Here is a 22,461-nt window from a genome sequence, read left to right on the forward strand (position 1 = left end):
CTCCATTGATGGATCTGAACGACCACCGGATCAATAAAAACCCTTATGGTCAATTGGTCTTACCGTAACGATAATCGTACTTGGAATTTGCATCGTGTCAACCAAGGATTTCACCGAAATGCTGAGGAGAGGCAAATGATCGTGACGGAAGAAAAGGGCGCGTTGCCGCCGGACTTATCGCGCGCCAGAACGGTAATCGTCACGGGAGCGGCTGGTACGCTGGGCCGGGCCGTTGCCAAAGCATTCGGCGGTGTGGGCGCGAATCTGGTGCTGATCGATCGCGAGGAAAGCGCGTTGCGCAGCGCGTTCGATAACGCAGGCGAGAACATGCTGTTATGCGCAGCGCGGCTGGATGAGCCCGCTGCGGCGATACCTGTCGTTGAGCAGGCGGTCGAACGATTCGGCGCGATAGACGTGCTATGCAACGTCGCAGGCGGATTTTACGCAGGCGATTGCGTGCACGAAATGCGCGATGAAACCTGGGATCTATTGACGAATACGAATGCTCGCACCGTATTGCATATGGCACAGGCTGTCATTCCAAAGATGATCGCCGCCCGGTACGGCAAAGTCATAAACGTTGCTGCTATGGCCGCGCAGGCCGGAATGGCGCATATGGGCGCCTATTGCGCATCGAAAAGCGCCGTGCTTCGGCTGACTGAGGCTATGTCGGCAGAGCTTCGCGGTCATGGCATCAACGTGAACTCGGTCATGCCGAGCATCATCGACACTGCGCAGAATCGCAAAGACATGCCGGACGCCGATTTCGCAACCTGGGTCAGGCCGGTGGATCTCGCCTGCATCATTCTGTTTCTTGCATCCGATGACGCACGCGCAATTCACGGCGCAGGAATTCCTGTCCGCGGAGCCAGTTAGGAACAGATCAAACGGGTAGAACGACACGATCGGGCAACTGCTCAATCCATCGAACTCATCGTCAACGGAAACCTGTCATGAATAACGTTTCGCAATCGCACTTCGATGCAGTGATCATTGGCGCCGGATTCGGCGGAATGTATGCGATTTTCAAGCTTCGCGCAACAGGCATGTCCGTTCGCGCGTTCGAAGCGGGAACCGACGTAGGCGGCACCTGGTACTGGAATCGCTATCCTGGCGCGCGTTGCGACGTGGAGAGCATCGAGTATTCGTATTCATTTTCCGAGGAGCTGCAACAGGAATGGTCTTGGAGCGAGCGCTATGCATCACAGCCGGAAATTCTTCGCTACGCTGGGCATGTTGCAGACCGCTTCGGCCTGCGCGAGGACATCCGTTTCAACCAGCGCGTTCTCACTGCGGAATTCGATCCCGCGGTAAATCTCTGGACAGTGAGAACGGACAAAGGAGAGGTGGCGACCGCCCAGTTCCTAATTACCGCTGCGGGTTGTCTTTCGGTTCCACGCATGCCGGACATTCCGGGACGCGACGACTTCGGGGGCAATCTTTATCACACGGGCGCATGGCCACATGAAGGTGTCGACTTTACGGGGCGTCGCGTTGGCGTGATTGGCACGGGCTCGTCGGGCATCCAGGTGATTCCGCAGATTGCCAAAGCAGCCGCGCATTGCACAGTTTTCCAGCGCACTCCGAACTTCAGCCTCGCTGCTTATAACAAGCCCATGGATCCGGACCTAGCGCGCGAATACAAACAGAACTACGCGACGCATCGTGCGAAAGCGCGTCACGCAGCCGCCGGCATTGCGAGCCATCCGACGCCGGAAAAGGGCGCATTCGACGATTCACCGTCAGAGCGGGAAAAGCTCTATGAAATCGGGTGGAACTGGGGCAACACGGGCTTCACTCGCATTTACAAGGATATTCTTTCGAACCTTGAAGCGAATGACACTATGGCGGACTTCGTGCGGAGAAAGATCCGCGACATGGTGAAGAATCCCGATGTCGCAGCAATGCTGACGCCGAATGACCATCCAATCGGAACCAAGCGAATCTGTCTTGATACCGACTACTTCGAAACATACAACCGTGACAACGTTTCTCTCGTCGACGTCCGCAAGCATCCAATCACGAGCATTTCGCGTGAAGGTATTCATACCGACAATGAAGCGTATCCACTCGATGCCATCGTGTTCGCGACCGGCTACGACGCGGTAACGGGCGCTATTCTCGGCATCGATATTCGCGTGAAGGGGCGGCAGGAATCACTGGCGGAAAAGTGGAGCGCGGGACCGCGAACGTATCTGGGTCTGATGACAGCGGGATTCCCCAATCTGTTTTTCATCACCGGGCCGGGCAGTCCGTCGGTGTTGACCAACATGATTTCGTCGATCGAGCAACACGTCGAATGGATCGCGGAATGTTTGCAGTACCTTCGTTCCAGCAGTGTGCATCGCATGGAGGCCCAACTGAACTCTGAGGATGCATGGGTCACCCACGTCAATGAAGTCGCGGATACGACGTTGTTCCCGCGCGCTGCTTCGTGGTATATAGGGGCGAACATTCCGGGCAAGCCGAGGGTGTTTCTCCCGTATGTGGGCGGGCTGGGCCGATACCGTGCTAGGTGTGACGAGGTGGCGCGCCGCGGTTACGAAGGTTTCTCGCTGGATGAAACGGCTGCATAACGCACAAACAGATAACCGACAGAAGGATAGCGATGCAAAAACGTCTGCTTGTTACAATTGGATTGGTTCTCGTCACACCCGCGCTTTGCGTCTTCAGTCCCGCGATAGCGCAGACGAGGAACGGAGATAGCGAAGCAACCACGTCTGCGAGCACTCCTGGATCTTTACGGCAACAGGAGCGCGCAGCGCGCAAACAGGCGCGCAGGGAGGCGCGCGCCAGTCAGAAAGCGCAGATCAGTGCGGCCAAGGCGCAAGGGCAACCCGTCGGCCCCGTAGGCGACGACTATCCGAAGGCAAACTCAGTAGGCGCTGACGGTACGAAGAGAAAGTAATCTTCGGTATTTGTACTTTTCGCCGCAGTAGTGCCCCCACGATCGGTAAAATTCCCCCATGTATGGTCACTTCAAAATCCCCCAGATAACGACCGCCGGCTGAGCGGTCCTTAGCGGTGCTGCAGAACATTCATTGCCGTCTCCTCCAGTGACGAAGGAGATCGAGGAGTGAATATCTTGAAGCAGCATCTGCGAAGCGCGATATTCACGCTGTTTGAGCGCGACGTGAGCTAGCACAGGATTCACGAACTCACGGATATCGATCGCAGGACGATTCGCCGGCGCATGAGGCGCGGCGGCCGGGTGGTGCAAAATCCTCCATCCCTGCGACCGCCGGCTCTAGGTGGAGTGCCGGTCAGTTCCTTCAACTTCGCCCGTTCGGCCAGTGAGCCCCATCGGGAACCTGTGCAGATGGCATGGACGTCTCCCCCGCACGTGGGCCTACTCTTGGAGAAAGTTAGGCGCGCGGCTGGGATATCGTCGTGTCAGAGTAGAGATGTCACACCGACTGCGTCGGAGGCATCAAATGAATTCCACTGCGCAGGAGCGAATCATCGGCATGGATATCGGGTCTACTTGCAACCGCGAATAAGGTAGAAATCTGGAGCGGAGACTTTCAATTGACCAATCGATGGAAAAGCTCGCGTTCCTGTTCGGCAAGTTGGATCGGTACGTTTTCCCGAAGGAATTCGACGAAGGTCCTGATTTTCGCATCGAGATATTGTCTGGACGCGTAAAGGGCGTAGATGTTGTTGGATTGCAGTCGGTGTCCATCCAGCACGCGCACGAGGCTTCCGTCGCGAAAACCCTGCAATGCCAATGATAATGGCAGCGGGCCGATGCCCATGCCTTCGCGAATCGCTTCGGCCAGCGCTTCGGCGACGTTGACTGTAAGCGGTGTCGATCGTGTATGACGGAACACCTGCGCGTCCGGACCATCAAAAATCCATTGTCCCGAGGGTACATCCGGGAGAACGAGTTGCAGGCACGTATGCGTGTTCAGATCTTCTAGTGAGACAGGCATACCTCGCTTCGACAGGTACTGGGGCGAAGCACAGAGAACAGTGCACGTGGTACCGATGCGTTGTGAGACGAGTGCCGAATCGGCCAATTCTCTAGCCACGACCACCGATACATCAAACCCTTCCTCGATCATGTCCGGCACTCGTTGTGCGAGTACAAGATCAATGAGGACGTCCGGGAATCGCTGGTTATAGCGCGCGATGAGTGGCGCCAGATAATGTTGCCCGAAACTGGTGGTGCCGTGAATCCGCAGCTTTCCGGACGGCTGCGCCGCCGCTCCTGCGGCTTCCGCTTCGGCCAGACCGACGTATTCAAGAATCTGTTCGCAACGTTGCAGGTAACGTTCGCCCGCTTCGGTTAGTGACATGTGTCGCGTCGTCCGGTTAAGCAGACGGGTACGCAATCGCGACTCCAGTTCTGTTATGGCACGCGATACCTGAGGTGTCGCCACCGACAAAAGAGATGCGGCCTTCGTGAAGCTGCCTGCTTCCACGACTCGAACGAACATCCGCATGTTCTCCAATGTGTCCATCAATGCTCCGTGGTAAAGGAAGTGTCAAAGAGCGAGTTTTTCTGTTTCTGGCGAGTAGTTTGATTGGCGCCCTGATTTGTAGCTGTTTCTCGCGCTGTGTCGAAAGCGCCCTGGGAGGGGGATACGGACAGCGGCAAGAACGCTGCTGACGCGGTACCCGCAGCCTGAATCTGGAAGATTGCGCATGGGGAATGTTTCCGGAGCGAGTTCAGTGCGCGCCAGCGGCCGCATCAGCGCCGCCACCGCCCTTTACCGGCCGCGTGATCCAGATCAGCGGAATAATGAGGATGAAGATGAAGACCGAAATGTGGAAGAAGTCGTTCAGTCCCATGATCGCCGCCTGACTGTTCACCGAGGCATCGAAAAGCGCCTGCGCTGATTGCGTGTCAAGATGCAGTAGCGATTGGGACGAGGCGATCTGCTGGTTGAACAGCGGATTGTTGATACTGGCTTGTTCAGTCAGGCGCTCGTGATGCAGGATGGTCCGATTGTTCCAGACGGTGCCTGCGATGGAGGTCCCCGCCGCGCCGCAGAATATCCGGACGAAATTGGACAGGCCGGCTGCCGCCGGAATGCGCTCCGGCGGCAATCCCGACAGGATGATGGCCGTCAGGGGCACGAACCACAGGACGGTCGGAATACCCTGGAGCAACGTGGGTAGCACGAGATGCCAGGTGTCGATATCTGTGACGTAGTTCGTGCGCATGTAAAACACACCCGCGAACCCGATGAACGCACAGGTCGCTATCTTCCGTGCGTCCGTATAGGGCAGCATGCGCCCGACGATCGGCGAGAGAATGACCGCAAAGACACCGACTGGTGCGGTCACGAGTCCGGCATCGAATGCGCGGTAGCCGAGATATTCCTGCATCCACTGCGGCAGTAGCACGAGATTGCCGAAGTAGAGCGCGTAGGAGACGGAGACAGCAATGGTGCCCCCAAGGAAGTTGCGCTGCCCAAACAGCCGCAGGTCGACAATGGGGTGCTCCTCGGTCAGCTCCCACACGAGAAAGAAAGCGAAACTGATCAGTGCTGCAATGCCAAGGCCGACGATGAGCGGTGATGAAAACCAGTCGAGATCCTTGCCCTTGTCGAGCATGATCTGCAGCGAAGCGACCCATGCGATCAGCAGGCCGAGTCCGACGACGTCAATCGGCAGTTTCCTTGTTTGCGTTTCGCGGTCACGGTAGATCATCCAGATGACACTGGCCGCGACGAGGCCGACGGGAATGTTGACGTAAAAGATCCACGACCAGCTGTAGTTGTCGGTAATCCAGCCGCCGAGAATCGGGCCCGCGATCGGGCCGACGGTGGCAGTCGTCGCCCACAGGGCCAGCGCCGTGCCGGATTTTTCTTTCGGGTAGGAGCCGAGCAGGACAGCCTGCGACAGCGGGATAAGCGGGCCGGCTACCACGCCTTGCAGGATCCGTGCGGCAAGCAGGAACGGCAGCGTGGGTGCGATACCGCACAGCCATGACGCCAGAACGAACATCAGGATCGCGCCGACGAACAGTTTGATCTGGCCGATGCGTTGCGTGAGCCATCCGGTCAGGGGAATGGATACCGCATTGGCGGCGGCGAACATCGTGATCACCCAGGTGCCTTCGTCGACGGAGACGCCCAGGTTACCCGAGAGGTTCGGAATGGCGACGTTGGCAATCGACGTGTCGAGCACCGTCATGAACGTGGCAAGCGCGACGACAATGGTGGCGACAACGAGCTGCCCACCTTTGAGCGGCGGGTGATGGATCGGCGCTTCGGGGGCGGGTGCCGGTGGCGGTGGCGGGGGCGCTGATTGAGCCATGGAGAAGCCTCTTTAGCAGTCTTGGTACGGGTTACAGTGGCTTCTGGCCGGGATTTTTTTGGTGTTCGACTCTCTGTGTTGTGGTCTCGAGCCCGGCGTTTTCCGCGATGATGCGAGCGATTTCCGCGTCGGCTTCGTCGCCGTATTTATCGAAGACGTTGGTCTGGTAGGCCGTGTTCGGCGCCTGGCCGAGCTGGCCGCCGGTGTCGTCCTTGATGTTCACGTCGGCTTGCATCGACAGGCCGATGCGCAGCGGGTGTTTGTCGAGTTCCTGCGGATCGAGCGCGATACGCACCGGCAGACGCTGCACCACCTTGATCCAGTTGCCGGTGGCGTTTTGCGCGGGCAGCAGCGAGAACGCCGAACCCGTGCCCGCCGAGAAGCCGACCACCTTGCCGTGATACGGCACCGACGAGCCGTACACGTCGGCTGTCAGTTCCACCGGCTGACCGATGCGCATGTGCTTGAGCTGCACTTCCTTGAAATTCGCGTCGACCCACGCGTCGTGAAGCGGCACGATGGCCATCAACGGGGTGCCGGGCGAGACGCGCTGGCCGACCTGCACCGAGCGTTTTGCGACGTAGCCGGTCACCGGCGCAGGCAGAACGTTGCGCGCGTGGTTCAGGTACGCGTCGCGGACCTTCGCGGCGGCGGCCTGCACGTTCGGATGGTTCGCGATCGTGGTGTTGGCGGTCAGCGCGCGGTTCGACTCCAGTTGCTGCTGGGCGGCGTCGACGGCGGCTTGCGCGCTCTTCACCGCGTCGCGGGCGTGCGAGATTTCTTCCTGCGATACCGCGCCGGTTTGCGCGACCGTCAGACGGCGCTTCAGGTCGTCCTGGGCGCGCGACAGATCGGACTGACGCAGTGCGACTTGCGCCTGGTACTGGTTGTCGTCGGCGAACAGGCCGCGCACCTGGCGTACCGTTTGCGCGAGATTCGCCTCGGCCTGCTCGAGCGCCACGCGTGCGTCGGCCGGATCGAGTACGATGAGCGGATCGCCCGCCTTGACCACTTGCGTGTCGTCCGCGTTCACGGCGACCACGGTGCCCGTGACTTGCGGCGTGATCTGCACGACGTTGCCGCTCACGTACGCGTCGTCGGTGTCTTCGTGGAAGCGCGCGACGAGGAAGTAGTACAGGCCGTAGGCGAGCGCGGCGATCAGGATCACGATGACGAGCAGCGTCATCGTGCGCTTGCGTTTGCCGTTGTTCGCCGGCGGTTGGGCCGGTTGCCTCGGCTGCGGGGCCGGCTGAGTCGGCTGTGTAGCAGCCGCGGGCTTTTGGGTGGTGCTCATTGATGTGCTCCGGGTTCTCTCAAGCGTCGTCGTTTATTCGGATGTTCGTGCGAATGTGGTTTGCGGCGGCGTGGCTTCAGTTCGCCGTGGCGGTCGCGGCGGTGGCCGAGGCCGGGGCATCGGCCGGCACCACGAGGCCGGTCTGCGTCGCGTCAAAACCGCCGCCAAGCGCCTTGATGAGTCCGATCTGCATATCGCGGCGGCGCATCTTCAGGCTCGTCACCGTCTGTTCGGCGGCAAGCAGGTTCTGGTCGGCGGTCAGCACCTGCAGCTGCGGCGACAGGCCAGCCTTGTAGCGGACCACGGCGAGCTGATACGCCTTGCTCGTTGCGTCGAGCGCGCGTTGTGCATCGCCTGATTGCTGGTCGATCGAACGGATCGACGACACTTGTGTCGCGACGTCCTGCAGCGCGTTGATCAGCGTCTGGTTGTAGTTCGCCACGTCCAGGTCGAAGTCGGCATAGCGGCCCTTCAATTGCGAGCGCAGCGCGCCGGCGTCGAAGATCGGCAGGTGAATGGCCGGGCCGAGCTGGACCTGACGGCTTGCGGAGGTGAGAAAGCGCCCCCAGCCGAACGCGTCGAAACCGAAGCCGGCCGCGAGATTGACGTCCGGGAAGAACTCGGCTTTCGCTTCCTTCACGTCGTGCATCGCGGCTTCGACCTGCCAGCGCGCGGCGACGATATCCGCGCGGCGCGCTACCAGATCGGCCGGAATATTGTTCGGCAGCGCGACCGTGTCGCCGGTGGTCAGCACCGGCATGGCGATCTGCAGGCCACGATCCGGACCCTTGCCGAGCAGCGCACCCAACTGGTAGCGCACGACGGTGATCTGGCCGTCGAGGTCGGTCAGGTTCGACTGGCTGGTCGCGATGTTGCCGGCCGCAGTTTGCCGCTCGACGTTGGTGTCGAGGCCGGCGGTCACGCGGCCGTCGGTGATGCGGCCGATGTCCTGGCGGTTGGCGATTTCGCGCCTGGCGATTTCACGGAACGCGTACAACTGCGCGAGCTGGTTGTAGGTGCTGGCCACGGACGCGGCAAGCGTCACGCGCGCCTGCTGCATGTCGGCCTGAGCGGCCCTTTCCTGCGATACGGCCTGGCCGAGGCGCTGGCGGTTCTTGCCCCACAGGTCGAGATCCCACGACGCGCTTGCGAGCACGTTGTTCTCGCTAAACCAGGTGCCCCCAAACGGAGGCGGATAGATCGCATTGGCGGAGTACAGTTCGCGAGTCCACGAATAGCTGCCGTTGACCTTCGGGAACAGCGCCGCGCGCGAGGTCTCGATATACGAGGACGCCTTCGCGAGCCGCGCCTGCGCCTGCGCAATCGACGGGCTGCCGTCAAGCGCTTCGGCGATCAGCCTGGGCAGTTGCTGGTCGCCGAACTGGTTGGCCCAGTCGAGCGACGGCCATTGGCCGTCTTCGCCGGGCAAACTCTGCGAGGACTCATACTGCATCGGCGACGAGATCTGCTTGTCGCTCTTCATGCCGAAGTAGTTCGCGCACCCCGTGAGGGTGAGCGCCGTCATCGCGGCGGCGACGGCGGCCCGGCTCGAGAGCGCGAACGCGGACAGGGATTGAGAGTTCATTGCAGGTTTCTTGACGGAAAGGTGAATACGGTGACCCTGAAAAGGGAAAAGCGATTCTTGACTCAACAGACGCGGAAGCCGGTGCCTACGGCGCTTGATGGTTTTGACTTTCGGTCGATTCCGGCAAGAGCTCCGCGCTCTGGAATATCTTCAATACGCGTAGCGTGGTTTCAAGTTCGGTCCGGGTTACCCCTTTCAGAACCCGTGCTCGCAGGTTCACCAGTTCCTCCTCCATCTGGGCAGTAATGGCTCGCCCCTCATCAGTCAGCGTGACGGTTTTGGCGCGGCGATCGTCCGGATCTTCGTGGCGCTGCATCAGCCCTGCCTCGCACAGCTGATCGAGCAAACGCACAAGCGATGGCCCTTCGATACCGACGTGTTCAGCCAGCACTCCCTGGCGAATGTCTTTGCCAAGTCGTCCGGCTATCAGCAGCGGAGTAGCGCATGCCTCGGAGACGTTGAATGCGGCCAGTACCTCATGGCTGGTGCGGCGCCATCTTCGTGACGCTCCGACGAGCGTGCTACTGACCGAGAGGCGCAACATGTCGAGCTTTGACATGTGCTGCATGGTTTTTCCTTTAAACATTCGTTAGCCAACTATCAATATAAAGTGCAAACTGCCAGTACCGATGTAGTTCATGCGGTGCTGTCTCAGCCGCCGCCCACGCGGAGGTCAATGTTCTGGCACGGCGGGGATTTGACGCCGTGCTCGAGGCGTCTCTAACAGCAACAGGAATGGCATAACGGCAAGCGCCAGCAGGAACAGGAGTCTGAAGTCATCCACATATGCAATCATCGATGCCTGCCGGGTGACTTCGACATTCAGTGAGGCCAGTCCAGCGGACGAATGGATGTCCCACGTGGATGGCAAGGTATCTGGCTGCGCGAGCGGGTTATAGACGTTGATGTGTTCGACCAGCGATGAATGCGCTACCTGCGTGTTACGCGTGAGTTCAGTCTGTACAAAGGAAATACCGATACTGCTGCCAATATTGCGGCTCAGACTATAGATGGATGTGCCGTCGCCGCGCAGTTGAGCGGCAAGAGTGGAGAAGGTCGCGGTTGTGAGCGGAACCGAAATGAAGCCGAGCCCAAGGCCCTGGAGGAAACCCGACCAGATAATCGTGGTCTCCGCCATGTACAGGTTGTAGTGCGACATCTGCCACAGCGAGAAGGCGGCGATCGAAAAGCCGATGGCGATCAGGTTACGTGGCTTGAGCGGACCGACAAGCCGGCCAGCCATCATCATGGCGATCATTGTGCCGGCGCCACTGGGCGCGGTAGCAAGTCCCGTTTGGACCACGGAGTACCGCATGAGATTTTGCAGAAGCGGCGGCAGCAAGGCGCGCGTCGCGTATAGCACCGCGCCCATCACAAAATAGAATCCGCAACCGATCACAAAGTTGCGATTGCGCGCCAGTTCGCGATTGAAGAACGACGTGGTTTCAACCGTTAACGTATGCACAAGAAAGAAGGCGAACGCGATCAGTGCAGTTAGCAACTCGATCCAGATTTCGATCGAATCGAACCAGTCCTGTACTTCACCGCGGTCCAGGAAAAGTTGCAGGGCACCGATGGCAATGCTCAAGGTAGCAAATCCGAACAGGTCGAGTTTGCGTGAGTTTACTTTCGTCTCCATCATGAAAAGCAGGATGCCGAGAAGAGCAACGATACCGACCGGCACGTTCACATAGAACACCCACCGCCAGTTGTAGTTATCCGTCAACCAGCCGCCGAGCGTGGGGCCGAGGATCGGTCCAACGGTGACGCCAGCGCCCCAGAGGGCCATCGCCGGTCCATGCTTTTCAGGCGGATTGATGTCCAGCATGACTGCCTGCGAGAGCGGTACCAGCGATGCGCCGAACATGCCCTGAAGCAGTCGCGCTGCGACCATTTCCGCCAGTGACGTCGACATTCCGCAAGCGACGGATGCAAGGGTGAAGCCGACGACCGACCACAGAAAAAGACGCTTGCGTCCAAAGCGCGCTGCCAGCCAGCCGGTGAGTGGTGTGCCGATTGCTGCAGCCACGATATACGACGTCAGGACCCAGGTGATCTGATCCTGGGTGGCCGACAGACTGCCTTCCATATGGGGAAGCGCCACGTTGGCAATCGTGCTGTCCAGCACCTGCATGATGGTGGCGAGCATGACCGAGATGGTGATCAATGCACGCGTTCGGGCAGGGATGACTGTGTAAGAGGCGTTCGAAACAGGCATGAGTGGCGGCACGTATTCTGTGCAGGTATTGGCACACTGTCAGCGCGCTGCCCGTCGCCGCTGCTAATTCATACGCGTACGACCGATTTGCACACTTTTCCGCAAGACCCATGCAAGCTGAGCCGGGGGCTCGCGTAGCAGGATTGCGAAGAAGCTCACTGAGCTCAAGGTGAGCCGGGAACGACGAGTCATTGTAGGATTGAATACATTTGTTAGCAAGCTATTTAATAGCGGAGAATCGATTTAGAATGTCTCGGTCATTGTCTGCGACAGGTCGCACACCGGTTCCTTTTGGCGTATCTGTATTCGCTACAAAAGCAGCGTTTAGTGGCTTCTGCGAAAGTCTCTGGCAGACGGACTGCTAGCTACCAGTCGATAATGGGCGGCGCTGACTATCTGTTGTCCAGGAGAACAGACCTTTACCTTGCCGCAATGTGGCAGTGGATGCGCGGCGAAGACTCCACTGGTGGCGCCGTCGCTCAGGCATCGTTGTTCGCACCGTTCTCGGATAGCAGGGAGGTAGTTCTCCGCGCGGGAATGCTTCACCGGTTCTGACAGGGCGGCCAAGGGGAGTTGCACCTGCGTGCCGGGATGGCCCGGTTCAGTTATTTTATAAAGGATAGCTAATTGATTGGATGAATTGCCCGTTGCCGTCCCGATAGTCGAGCCGCTTTTTCGGAATTACCCTGGGAGGGTTTTCGGTGATCCGATTCGATCGGGATTTGCTCTGCGCGCGAATGGCGATGCGCTCATCGAGGTTCGTCCGTAGCTCAGATGTGTGACCCAGGGCGACCATCTATAACCGGCAGCGAAGATCCTTAGAGCGCGCAGGCGTCGTTGCTTTTCGAACCTCAATCGTGGGTGTCACTTAGCCGGATTTTAGCGAATGGGCGTTGGTGAGTACGAGGTGCGAAATTCGTCTTGCATGCGGGAGAATCCCGACCAGACCAGCGCAGAGAACGGAAATCCGGCGTCGCAAAGAGGTGCGATACGGCAGTCCCTACAGTCTTTGCCCGCCGCTGGACCAAGAATCAGGAAAGGAGATGGCCTCAGGGCTGGACGTACTTCAATTCGGCTGAATCACCGAGGAGCAGCGGACGGTTCGCATCCGTTGCCGCGCGCAGATAATCCCACAGTACAGTGATTCTTCGCAGTTTGCGAAGGTCCTCCCGACTGCTGAGCCAGAATTGCCGGGTGACCACCACTTCGTCGGGCAAGATCGACACGAGCATTGGATTGGGAGCAGCCATGAAGCACGGCAGAATTGCCAGCGCGTTGCCCTGCAAAGCGGCGAAATATTGGGCGATCACGCTTGTGCTACACAGGCTGGACGAGACGTCTGGTATCGTCCGGTTCAGATACAGCAGTTCGTGGCTGAAGGCAAGATCCGCGACGTAATCGATGAATGCATGGTGGCGTAGATCGGCGATGCAACGCACGGGTTCGTGGCGCAGGAAATAATCGCGTGTGCCGTATAGCCTGAGCCGGTAATCACAAAGTCGCGTAAAAACATATTTGCCCCGCTCGGGACGTTCGAGCGTGATGGCCATATCGGCTTCACGCTTGGAGAGGCTGACGAAGTGTGGCACCGGGAGAATGTCGATGGAGACGTCGCGATGCGCCGCAGTAAAGCGGGCAATCTGCGGAGACAGGAAAAAGCATCCGAATCCTTCAGTTGAACCAATTCTCACATGCCCTGACAGCCCCTGCGTCGCGCCGCGGAACTGCTCGCTGGCCGACTGAACCGCCGTTTCCACCGCGTCGGCATGCCGCAGCAACCGGTGTCCGTCGGAGGTGAGCGTGAAACCGTCAGCCCGTGATTTATCGAACAGGATCACGCCGAGCGCGGCCTCAAGTTCTCTCACGCGCCTCGCTACTGTAGTGTGATCAACGCCAAGCCGTTTTCCGGCCGCACTCGCGCGCTGGGTTCTCGCCACCTCCAGAAAATAACGCAGGTCATCCCAGTTCAATCTGTCTAGTTTTTGACTTGTGTATTTTTGCATCTTGGATGGGTTTTTTCGTCTATTGGCTGTGGAAATTCAAATAACTATACTCGGCTGCAGGCCGCTGGACCAGAACGCGGTGTGAGGTGCTACGGGTGTTGGACTTCGGTCGCGCCAACAAAAATGAAATGGAGACACAGTATGGATGTCCGGTCTACGACCAGCGGCGTATCGGGTGCATCTGCGTCCAGGATGCGAACCCGCGACTATATTCTGGCGGGCTGGGCCAGTATGGCCGGCACGACGGTCGAGTGGTACGACTTCTTTCTGTACGGCACAGCTGCCGCGCTCATCTTCAACAAGGTTTTCTTTCCCACGCTCGATCCGATTCTCGGCACGCTCGCGGCCTTCGCGACCTATGGAGTGGGCTTCATCGGCCGGCCAATGGGAGGGATGGTGTTCGGCCACTTCGGCGACCGGATCGGGCGCAAGTCGATGTTGCTCGCCACATTGCTGCTGATGGGCATTCCGAGCATGGTGATCGGTCTGATTCCCTCGTATCAGAGCATCGGCTACTGGGCAGCGGTGTTGCTCGTGGCGATGCGTTTCCTGCAGGGTGTGGCCGTGGGCGGCGAATGGGGTGGGGCGGTCCTGATGGCCGTTGAGCATGCGCCACCGGGCCGCAAGGGATTTTTCGGATCGCTGCCTCAAACGGGCGTGGGCTTCGGGCTTATTCTTTCGTCGATCGCGATGGCTACTGTCACCGCGTTGCCCGAATCGGATTTGCTGTCGTGGGGCTGGCGTGTGCCGTTTCTCGCGAGCATCCTGCTCGTATTGGTTGGGTGGGTGATCCGTGTGCGTGTGCCGGAGTCACCTGACTTCGAGCGGGTGAAGAGTCAGGGCCAGCCTGTGAAGGCACCCGTGCTCGAAGTATTGCGCCGTCAGCCGCGCGAACTGCTAATCATCATCGGCGCGCGTACCGCTGAAAATACCTGGTTTTACCTGGTAGTGGCATTCGCATTGGCCTATGCCGCGAACCAGCTCAAGATTCCCAAGACGCAGATCCTGCACGCGATTACGGCGGGGGCGGTGCTCTCGCTCGCGACGATGCCGTTCTCGGGCTGGCTGAGCGACCGTATCGGCCAGAAAGGCCTGTTCCTCGCAGGCCTCGTGATTATGGGCCTGTTTGCCGCACCGTTCTTCTCGATGCTGGAAACGCTGCATCCAGGGATGGTCTGGTGGGCGATGGTGCTCGGCGTGGGTGTTGTCTTCCCGATTCTCTATGCACCCGAGTCGCAGCTGTTTGCCGCGCAATTCCCCGCTGAAATCCGTTATTCGGGCATCTCGGTGTCCGTGCAGGTGGCCGGCGTGCTGGGCGGCGGCGTCGCGCCGATGATCGCGACCGCACTGCTCGCATATGGCGGCGGCAGACCGCGTTACGTGGTGATCTATATGGTCGTGCTGGCCGTAATTGCTTTCCTGTGCACGCTCATGATGCGTTCGCGGCACGATTGAAAATTAAACCTGTAATCCTGTCTGAATGAGCGATGTGCGGCGAGGTCCGGATCGCTCGAACCTTTGAGAGAGAATTCATGATGAACGCAGTCACCCAGGCATCGAATGCCCACGTCTCAACCGTCAAGCTGCTGATCGACGGCGAGTTTGTCGACTCGGCGACGACCGAATGGCGCGATGTCGTCAATCCGGCCACGCAGGAGGTGCTTGCGCGTGTGCCGTTCACGACGGTCGCCGAGGTCGATGCGGCTGTCAGGAGCGCGCACGCCGCGTTCGCGACATGGAAGAACACGGCGATCGGCGCCCGCCTGCGGATCATGCTCAAGTTCCAGGCGCTGATCCGCGAGCACATGCCACGCATTGCGAAGACCCTTACGGCTGAGCAGGGCAAGACGCTTCCCGATGCCGAGGGCGACATTTTCCGCGGGCTGGAAGTGGTCGAGCACGCGTGCTCGATCGGTACGTTGCAGCAAGGCGGATTTGCGGAAAACGTTGCGGGCGGCGTCGACACGTACACCCTGCAGCAGCCGATCGGTGTGTGCGCGGGCATCACGCCATTCAACTTCCCCGCGATGATTCCGCTGTGGATGTTTCCGATGGCAATCGTATGCGGGAATACCTTCGTGCTCAAGCCTTCGGAGCAGGATCCGCTTTCGACGATGCAACTCGTCGAGCTCGCACTCGAAGCGGGCATTCCGAAGGGCGTGCTCAACGTCGTGCACGGCGGCAAGGAAGTGGTCGACGCCATCTGCTCGCATCCGCTCGTGAGGGCCATTTCGTTTGTTGGTTCGACGACCGTTGGCACGCACGTCTATCGCCTCGGCAGCGAACATGGTAAGCGCGTGCAGTCGATGATGGGTGCAAAGAACCATGCGGTCGTCCTGCCCGATGCTAACCGTGAGCAGACGATCAATGCCCTTGTCGGTGCCGGCTTCGGCGCCGCGGGCCAGCGCTGCATGGCGACGTCCGTCGTCGTGCTGGTGGGCGCGTCGAAAGACTGGGTGCCTGAACTGGTCGAGAAGGCAAAGACGCTTAAGGTCAATGCCGGCCATGAGCCCAGGACCGATGTGGGGCCGGTCGTTTCGCGTGCGGCGAAGACACGTGTTCTTGGGCTCATCGAATCCGGGGTGAAGCAGGGTGCGACACTGGCGCTCGATGGCCGCGACGTGAAAGTGCCTGGTTACGAGGACGGCAATTTTGTTGGCCCGACGATCTTCACTGACGTCACGACCGATATGGATATCTATACGCAGGAAATCTTTGGCCCGGTCCTCGTGGTGTTGGCCGCAGCCACGCTCGACGAAGCGATCGCGATTGTCAATGCGAACCCGTTCGGTAACGGCGTGGGTCTCTTCACGCAAAGTGGCGCGGCCGCGCGCAAGTTCCAGAGCGAGATCGATATCGGTCAGGTCGGTATCAACATTCCGATCCCGGTGCCGGTGCCGTATTTCAGCTTCACGGGTTCGCGTGGTTCGAAGCTCGGCGATCTGGGGCCATACGGCAAGCAGGTCGTGCAGTTCTACACGCAGACCAAGACGGTGACCGCGCGCTGGTTCGACGATGCGACCGTCAACGATGGTGTGAACACGACGATCAGCCTGCGCTGACCCGCCAGCCAGGTAATGCGCAGGTGAGGAGAGGATATGAAAATCGGATTTATCGGCCTGGGCAACATGGGTGCTCCCATGGCGCTCAATCTGCTGAAGGCTGGACATGAGCTCAAGGTCTTTGACCTGAATGGCCGGGCGGTACAACTGCTTGTCGACGCGGGTGCAAAAGGGGCAGCTTCCCCCAGAGCGTTGGCGAGCGACGTGGAGCTCGTGATCACCATGCTGCCAGCAGCGGCGCATGTACGGGGCGTGCTGACCGGAAGCGAAGGCGTATTCTCGGGCATCGGTGATGGAGTCACGATCGTGGACTCCAGCACGATTGATCCCGCCAGTGTCAGGGAATTTGCAGCGCTGGCAACGGAGCACAAATGTGTGCTCGTGGATGCGCCAGTGTCGGGTGGTACCGGTGGCGCGTCGGCGGGAACGCTGACCTTCATGGTCGGAGGTAGCGAGGAGGCATACGCGCGGGTGAAACCGGTGCTTTCCACCATGGGCAGGAACATTGTCCACTGCGGCGATACCGGAACGGGACAGGTCGCCAAGATCTGCAATAACCTGGTGCTCGGTATCACGATGGCGGGGGTCGCAGAAGCGATGGCACTGGGCGACGCCCTCGGTATCGATGCGAAGGTGCTGGGGGGAATCATGAATACGTCGACCGGGCGCTCGTGGAGTTCGGACACGTATAACCCGTTTCCCGGTGTGATCGACACAGCGCCATCGTCGCGTGGCTATACAGGGGGGTTCGGTACCGATCTGATGCTGAAGGATCTTGGTCTGGCGACCGAGGCAGCAAAAAGTGCGAAGCAGCCGGTGTTCATGGGAGCACTCGCGCAGCAGCTCTATCAGGCAATGAGTAGCCGCGGGGACGGCAAACTGGACTTCTCCGCGGTAATCCGGCTGTACCAGCAGGGTGAGATCGCGTAAAGCGCGTACAGAATCAGGGATCTAAAGATGGATGAGTTCTATACCGACGACCAGCGGATGATCCGCGATGCGGCGCGTGACCTCTCGACAGGACGTCTGGCGCCTTATGCGGCTGACTGGGACCGTGAAGGCAGTCTGCCAGACGAGGTCGTTTCGCAACTTGGCGAACTTGGTTTTCTGGGCATGATCGTCCCACCCGAGCTCGGCGGATCCTATACGGATTACGTTGCATACGCCCTGGCGATAGAGGAAATTGCTGCGGGTTGCGCGTCTTGCGCAACGCTTGTGAGCGTGCACAACTCAGTTGGTTGCGGACCTGTTCTGCAATATGGAAGTGAAGCGCAAAAGGATAGATGGCTCGGCAAGCTCGCCAGTGGCGAGGCGATCGGTGCGTTTTGCCTTACCGAACCGCAGGCTGGCTCCGAGGCCAATAATCTTCGTACGCGCGCGGAGCTGCACAACGGACGGTGGGTGCTGAATGGCAGCAAACAGTTCGTGACCAACGCCGCACGTGCCGGTGTGGCAATCGTGTTCGCCGTTACCGACCCGACTGCGGGCAAGCGTGGTTTGTCTGCTTTTATTGTCCCGACCGACACGCCGGGTTTTAACGTCGGCCCACCGGAAAAAAAGCTCGGTATTCGCGCGTCTGATACCTGCCCCGTTGCGCTCGAGAACTGCGCGATTCCTGAGGCGAATCTGCTCGGCTCACGCGGCGAGGGTTTAAAGATCGCATTGTCGAATCTTGAGGGCGGACGTATTGGCATCGCCGCGCAGGCGCTTGGTATTGCGCGCGCCGCGTTCGAGGTGGCACGCTCCTATGCGCACGAGCGGGTGCAGTTCGGTGAACCTCTCGTACGGCATCAGAGCGTGGCCAATCTGCTCGCCGATATGGCGACACGCCTGAACGCCGCCCGCTTTCTCGTCCATCACGCAGCCCGGCTGCGAACGCTTGGCAAGCCGTGCCTGTCCGAGGCATCGCAGGCGAAGCTGTATGCGTCCGAGATGGCGGAGGAAGTTTGCTCGCACGCAATCCAGATCCACGGTGGCTATGGTTACCTGAACGACTATCCGGTCGAGCGTCACTATCGGGACGCGCGAATCACACAGATCTACGAGGGCACGAGCGAGGTACAGCGCATGGTGATCGCGCGCCAGCTGTAGCTCGCCGCTCCGCGCCCACCGTTCAGGCAACGTAAGTAATAAAAGGGCGCTTGTGCGCCGATGGAGACAAAATTGACAGGGTTTACGCATTCTGCACAGGCTTTCCTCGACGCGCGTGATCTGCTGGTGCGTCACCGCACCGACTATGAGCGCGCATATCAGGAATTTGCATGGCCGAAGCTCGACACCTTCAACTGGGCGCTCGACTATTTCGACGAAATGGCGCGTGGCAACGACAGCCCGGCGCTGTGGATCGTCGATGATCCTGCCAGTGCCGGAACACGGCTCACCTTCGCGCAAATGGCTGAGCGGTCCTCGCGCGTGGCAAATTTCCTCCGGGAGCAGGGCGTTGCTCGAGGCGACCGACTGCTGCTGATGCTGCCCAATCGCGTTGAGTTATGGGAGGTGATGCTCGCAGCGATGAAGCTTGGCGCGGTTGTGCTGCCTGCGACAACGCAGCTGTCATCCGATGACGTTTGTGAGCGGGTCGAGGTCGGGGCCGTGCGATTCGTCATCGTCGACGGGAGCGAGGTAGGGAAATTTGATGGGATCGAAGCCACTGTAAAGCGCATTGTGGTCGGCACACGAGCGGCGGTGACTCAAGGCTGGATCGATTTTGCCTTGGCCTATGAAGCGAGCCCGGCCTTCAAACCGGACGGCCCGACGAACGCCTCCGATCCGCTACTGCTGTACTTCACATCGGGCACGACGTCCAGACCGAAACTTGTCGAGCATACCCATCAGAGCTATCCGGTCGGTCATCTTTCGACGATGTACTGGATCGGGTTGCGGCCCGGCGACGTGCACTGGAACATCAGTTCCCCCGGCTGGGCGAAGCATGCGTGGAGCTGTTTTTTTGCGCCGTGGAATGCGGGCGCATGCGTGTTCGTCTATGACTACACGCGCTTCGTACCGAAAGATACGCTGAATGTGCTGGTGCAATGTGGCGTCACGACACTCTGCGCGCCGCCCACAGTCTGGCGGATGCTGGTGCAGGAACCCCTCGCTTCGTATCCGGTGAAGTTGCGGGAGATTGTCGGAGCGGGCGAACCGCTCAATCCGGAAATCATCGAGCGCGTGCGCCACGCCTGGGGTACCACGATTCGCGATGGTTTTGGTCAAACCGAAACCACCTGCCAGATCGGCAACTCTCCGGGCCAGCCGGTCGTCGCGGGATCGATGGGGCGCCCGCTGCCCGGCTACCGTATCGAGCTCGTCGACGCGGACGACCACGCCGCAAGCGAGGGAGAAATTGCCCTGTCGCTCGCGCATCGTCCGACCGGTCTGATGACTGGCTATGCCAATAACCCGCAGGCAACGGAATACGCCATGCGCAACGGCCTTTACCATACATCCGACGTCGCGTTGCGGCGTGAGGACGGCTACTTCGTCTACGTCGGACGAGCGGACGACGTATTCAAGTCCTCCGACTACCGCCTGAGCCCTTTCGAACTGGAGAGCGTGCTCATCGAGCACGAGGCGATTGCCGAGGCGGCCGTCGTGCCGAGTGCGGATGCGGTTCGTCTGTCGGTGCCGAAAGCATTCGTCATCGTGCGCCATGGCTACCAGATAGGACCGGAACTTGCACGCGAGGTTTTTCGCTTCTCACGCGAGAAACTCGCGCCTTATAAACGGATCCGGCGATTGCAGTTCAGCGATTTGCCCAAGACCATCTCGGGCAAGATTCGCCGCGTTGAACTGCGGCGTCGCGAAATGGAACGCGACATGGGAGCAGGGCGCTTCCCCGACGAATACTGGGAAGAGGACTTTCCTGAACTGCGCTGAACATGTATCCGCATGTGGTAGTGCTGCGTGCGGTATCTCAGCATTGGCGACCGTTCCCTGGTCTACGGAGAAGCTGAATGATCGAGTTTGAACTTAGCCATAACGGTGCGGTGGCTGTTGTTACGCTGACGCGTCCCCCGGCAAACGCGTTTACGCCCGATGGCCTGCGGCAGTTGCAGCAAGTCATCCGAACCTGTGACGAACAACTCCATGTGCGCGCGGTGGTCATCACCGGTAGCGGCCCGAAATTCTTCAGCGCGGGGGCGGATCTGAATACCTTCGCCTCGGGAGATCGCGACCTTGCGCGCGAGGCAGCGTCTGCCTTCGAAGCCGTGCAGAATGCCCGCCCTGTCGTGATTGCTGCGATCAACGGCTATGCAATGGGCGGTGGACTGGAATGCGCGCTCGCTTGTGATATCCGCATTGCGGAGGAGCACGCAGTGCTGGCGCTGCCCGAGACGGCTGTGGGTCTGTTGCCATGTGGTTGTGGTACGCAAACGCTCCCATGGCTCGTCGGCGAAGGCTGGGCGAAGCGGATCATCCTGACCGGCGAGCGCGTCAATGCGGCTACTGCGCTGCGCATCGGACTGGTGGAGGACGTGGTTGCAAGAGGCGGCGCGCGCGAGGCCGCGCTCGCGATGGCCGCGCGTGTCGCGTCTCTTAGTCCGCAGGCGGTGTCGTTCAGCAAGGAACTGATCCATCAGGGGCGCAACGGCGTGCCGCGGGAGGCGGCACTTGCCGTTGAGCGTGAGCGTTTCGTCGATCTGTCCGGTTCGCCCGACCAGCTCGAAGGCGTGAACGCCTTCCTCGAAAAGCGCGCACCGCGATGGAGCACGACAGCGGAGAGTGGCGCATGAACGCGACGCCTGATTTCCAGTCTTCCTCGAAGCCCATTTCGCCGGAGACAGGCAGCACCGGAAGCGAAGTGCTGTTTCAGGTGGTGAACCGCGTCGCTGTCATCACCTTGAATCGACCCGCCGCGCTCAATGCACTGTCGCACTTGATGGTGCGTGATCTCGCGAATCTGCTCGAACGAGTGCGCAACGACGACCGGATCGTTGCACTCGTGCTGCGCGGTGGAGATCCGAAGGGTTTTTGCGCAGGCGGTGATGTGCGGGCGTTGTACCAGCTCGCGCGTCGTGGAGAGCGCGACGGCGAGAATGGCTGGCTGCAGTTTTTCGTTGATGAATATCAGCTTGATCATGCATTGCACAGATTCCCGAAGCCGGTTGTCGCGCTGCTGGATGGGGTCACGATGGGCGGGGGGATGGGGCTCGGCCAGGCAGCGCAGATCCGGGTCGTGACGACCCGCACGAAAATCGCGATGCCGGAGACCCGCATCGGGATGGTGCCGGATGTTGGCGCGACCCGTTTTCTTGCGGCGATGCCGCTGGAAACCGAACTGTACGTTGGGCTGACGGGTGTCACGTTGTCGGGTGCTGATGCGGTGGCGTGCGGCCTGGCAGACCTCTGCGTACCGGGCGAATGGTTCGACGATTTCGAGGGCCGGCTGGAGCGGATGAGAATTGAGGGAAATGTGCTGGAGGCGCTGAGAGCGGTTTTTGCTCCGGTGGGTGTCGAGGGAATACCGAAGGCCACATTGCCCGAGTACACGCCGCTGATCTCGCGGCATTTCGACCGGCGCGCGGGAATTGAGCAGATCGTGAGCACACTCTCTGCCGGGCTTGCCCGGCACCCTCCACAACCTGAAGCAGACTGGTTGCTCGCGACGCTCGACGCACTGACGCAGTACTCGCCAACGATGTTGATGGTAACGCGTGAGGCGCTACTGCGGGGGCGCCAGATGACACTCGCAGAATGTTTCCGGATGGAACTCGGCATTGTCTCGCGTGCGATCGGGGAGGGAGAGTTCTGTGAAGGCGTGCGTGCGCATCTCGTTGACAAGGACCGCAAGCCCCGGTGGGCTCCGGCGAAGCTCGCCGAGGTTCGTGCTGAGCGCGTACAGCATTTTCTGTCTTCGCCGTGGCGCAACAACACGCATCCGCTTGCCGGTCTGCGCGATTGCGATTGGCCGGCGCGCGAGACCGCTAAACCAGGGCGCGGGCAATGCGCTGGAGCTAATGGCGAGGACAGCCTGTGCCTATCCCACTCCGGAGAGATGGGGCGGGTAAGAGGAATGTGATCAAAGAGAATGG

At 60.0% G+C, this 22,461-nt stretch carries 16 protein-coding genes; 9 read left to right on the forward strand and 7 right to left on the reverse strand.

Annotation, left to right across the window (positions count from 1 at the left end):
• Window positions 1-135: 135 nt before the first annotated feature.
• The gene (locus tag BXE_RS04195; RefSeq protein WP_011487170.1) at window positions 136-876 is read left to right on the forward strand and encodes an SDR family NAD(P)-dependent oxidoreductase; all 741 of its coding nucleotides are present in this window, start codon (window positions 136-138) and stop codon (window positions 874-876) included.
• Between the two features lie 77 nt (window positions 877-953).
• Window positions 954-2,576: a flavin-containing monooxygenase gene (locus tag BXE_RS04200; protein ID WP_011487171.1), complete on the forward strand. Its 1,623-nt coding sequence runs from the start codon at window positions 954-956 to the stop codon at window positions 2,574-2,576.
• Window positions 2,577-3,524: 948 nt separating this feature from the next.
• Here the strand turns inward: BXE_RS04200 and BXE_RS04205 are convergent.
• From BXE_RS04205 to BXE_RS04235, 7 genes are all read right to left on the reverse strand, one after another.
• A complete protein-coding gene (locus BXE_RS04205; RefSeq protein WP_011487174.1) occupies window positions 3,525-4,463 on the reverse strand; it encodes a LysR family transcriptional regulator in 939 nt (312 codons plus the stop codon).
• Between the two features lie 208 nt (window positions 4,464-4,671).
• Window positions 4,672-6,267 carry a DHA2 family efflux MFS transporter permease subunit gene (locus BXE_RS04210; protein WP_011487175.1) on the reverse strand — a complete coding sequence of 532 codons (1,596 nt, stop codon included), beginning with the start codon at window positions 6,265-6,267 and terminating at the stop codon, window positions 4,672-4,674.
• 31 nt (window positions 6,268-6,298) lie between these two features.
• Window positions 6,299-7,561: an EmrA/EmrK family multidrug efflux transporter periplasmic adaptor subunit gene (locus BXE_RS04215; RefSeq protein WP_011487176.1), complete on the reverse strand. Its 1,263-nt coding sequence runs from the start codon at window positions 7,559-7,561 to the stop codon at window positions 6,299-6,301.
• A 76-nt stretch (window positions 7,562-7,637) separates the two neighbouring features.
• A complete protein-coding gene (locus BXE_RS04220; RefSeq protein WP_011487177.1) occupies window positions 7,638-9,146 on the reverse strand; it encodes an efflux transporter outer membrane subunit in 1,509 nt (502 codons plus the stop codon).
• An 85-nt stretch (window positions 9,147-9,231) separates the two neighbouring features.
• The gene (locus BXE_RS04225; protein ID WP_038458263.1) at window positions 9,232-9,705 is read right to left on the reverse strand and encodes a MarR family winged helix-turn-helix transcriptional regulator; all 474 of its coding nucleotides are present in this window, start codon (window positions 9,703-9,705) and stop codon (window positions 9,232-9,234) included.
• A gap of 114 nt (window positions 9,706-9,819) precedes the next feature.
• Window positions 9,820-11,364 carry a DHA2 family efflux MFS transporter permease subunit gene (locus BXE_RS04230; protein ID WP_011487179.1) on the reverse strand — a complete coding sequence of 515 codons (1,545 nt, stop codon included), beginning with the start codon at window positions 11,362-11,364 and terminating at the stop codon, window positions 9,820-9,822.
• 1,049 nt (window positions 11,365-12,413) lie between these two features.
• Entirely contained in the window at window positions 12,414-13,367 is a 954-nt protein-coding gene (locus tag BXE_RS04235) for a LysR family transcriptional regulator (protein WP_011487180.1), read from the reverse strand.
• Window positions 13,368-13,559: 192 nt separating this feature from the next.
• Here BXE_RS04235 and BXE_RS04240 point away from each other — a divergent pair, with 192 nt between their 5' ends.
• The 7 genes from BXE_RS04240 to BXE_RS04270 all read left to right on the forward strand — a co-directional run bounded on the left by BXE_RS04240 (window position 13,560) and on the right by BXE_RS04270 (window position 22,448).
• Window positions 13,560-14,822 (forward strand): MFS transporter, encoded by a 1,263-nt coding sequence (locus tag BXE_RS04240; RefSeq protein ID WP_233518844.1) that lies wholly within the window; start codon window positions 13,560-13,562, stop codon window positions 14,820-14,822.
• 80 nt (window positions 14,823-14,902) lie between these two features.
• Window positions 14,903-16,429 carry a CoA-acylating methylmalonate-semialdehyde dehydrogenase gene (locus BXE_RS04245; RefSeq protein ID WP_038458261.1) on the forward strand — a complete coding sequence of 509 codons (1,527 nt, stop codon included), beginning with the start codon at window positions 14,903-14,905 and terminating at the stop codon, window positions 16,427-16,429.
• A gap of 36 nt (window positions 16,430-16,465) precedes the next feature.
• Complete coding sequence (gene mmsB / locus BXE_RS04250) at window positions 16,466-17,359, forward strand: 3-hydroxyisobutyrate dehydrogenase (protein WP_011487183.1); 894 nt, start codon at window positions 16,466-16,468, stop codon at window positions 17,357-17,359.
• Between the two features lie 27 nt (window positions 17,360-17,386).
• The gene (locus BXE_RS04255; RefSeq protein ID WP_011487184.1) at window positions 17,387-18,520 is read left to right on the forward strand and encodes an acyl-CoA dehydrogenase family protein; all 1,134 of its coding nucleotides are present in this window, start codon (window positions 17,387-17,389) and stop codon (window positions 18,518-18,520) included.
• 60 nt (window positions 18,521-18,580) lie between these two features.
• Complete coding sequence (locus tag BXE_RS04260; RefSeq protein ID WP_011487185.1) at window positions 18,581-20,305, forward strand: AMP-binding protein; 1,725 nt, start codon at window positions 18,581-18,583, stop codon at window positions 20,303-20,305.
• A gap of 77 nt (window positions 20,306-20,382) precedes the next feature.
• Complete coding sequence (locus BXE_RS04265) at window positions 20,383-21,162, forward strand: enoyl-CoA hydratase (protein ID WP_011487186.1); 780 nt, start codon at window positions 20,383-20,385, stop codon at window positions 21,160-21,162.
• The gene (locus BXE_RS04270; RefSeq protein ID WP_011487187.1) at window positions 21,159-22,448 is read left to right on the forward strand and encodes an enoyl-CoA hydratase/isomerase family protein; all 1,290 of its coding nucleotides are present in this window, start codon (window positions 21,159-21,161) and stop codon (window positions 22,446-22,448) included. The genes BXE_RS04265 and BXE_RS04270 overlap by 4 nt, the downstream gene beginning before the upstream one ends.
• The last annotated feature ends 13 nt before the right edge of the window (window positions 22,449-22,461 follow it).

The sequence above is a fragment of the Paraburkholderia xenovorans LB400 genome, assembly GCF_000013645.1.
GTDB lineage: Bacteria > Pseudomonadota > Gammaproteobacteria > Burkholderiales > Burkholderiaceae > Paraburkholderia > Paraburkholderia xenovorans.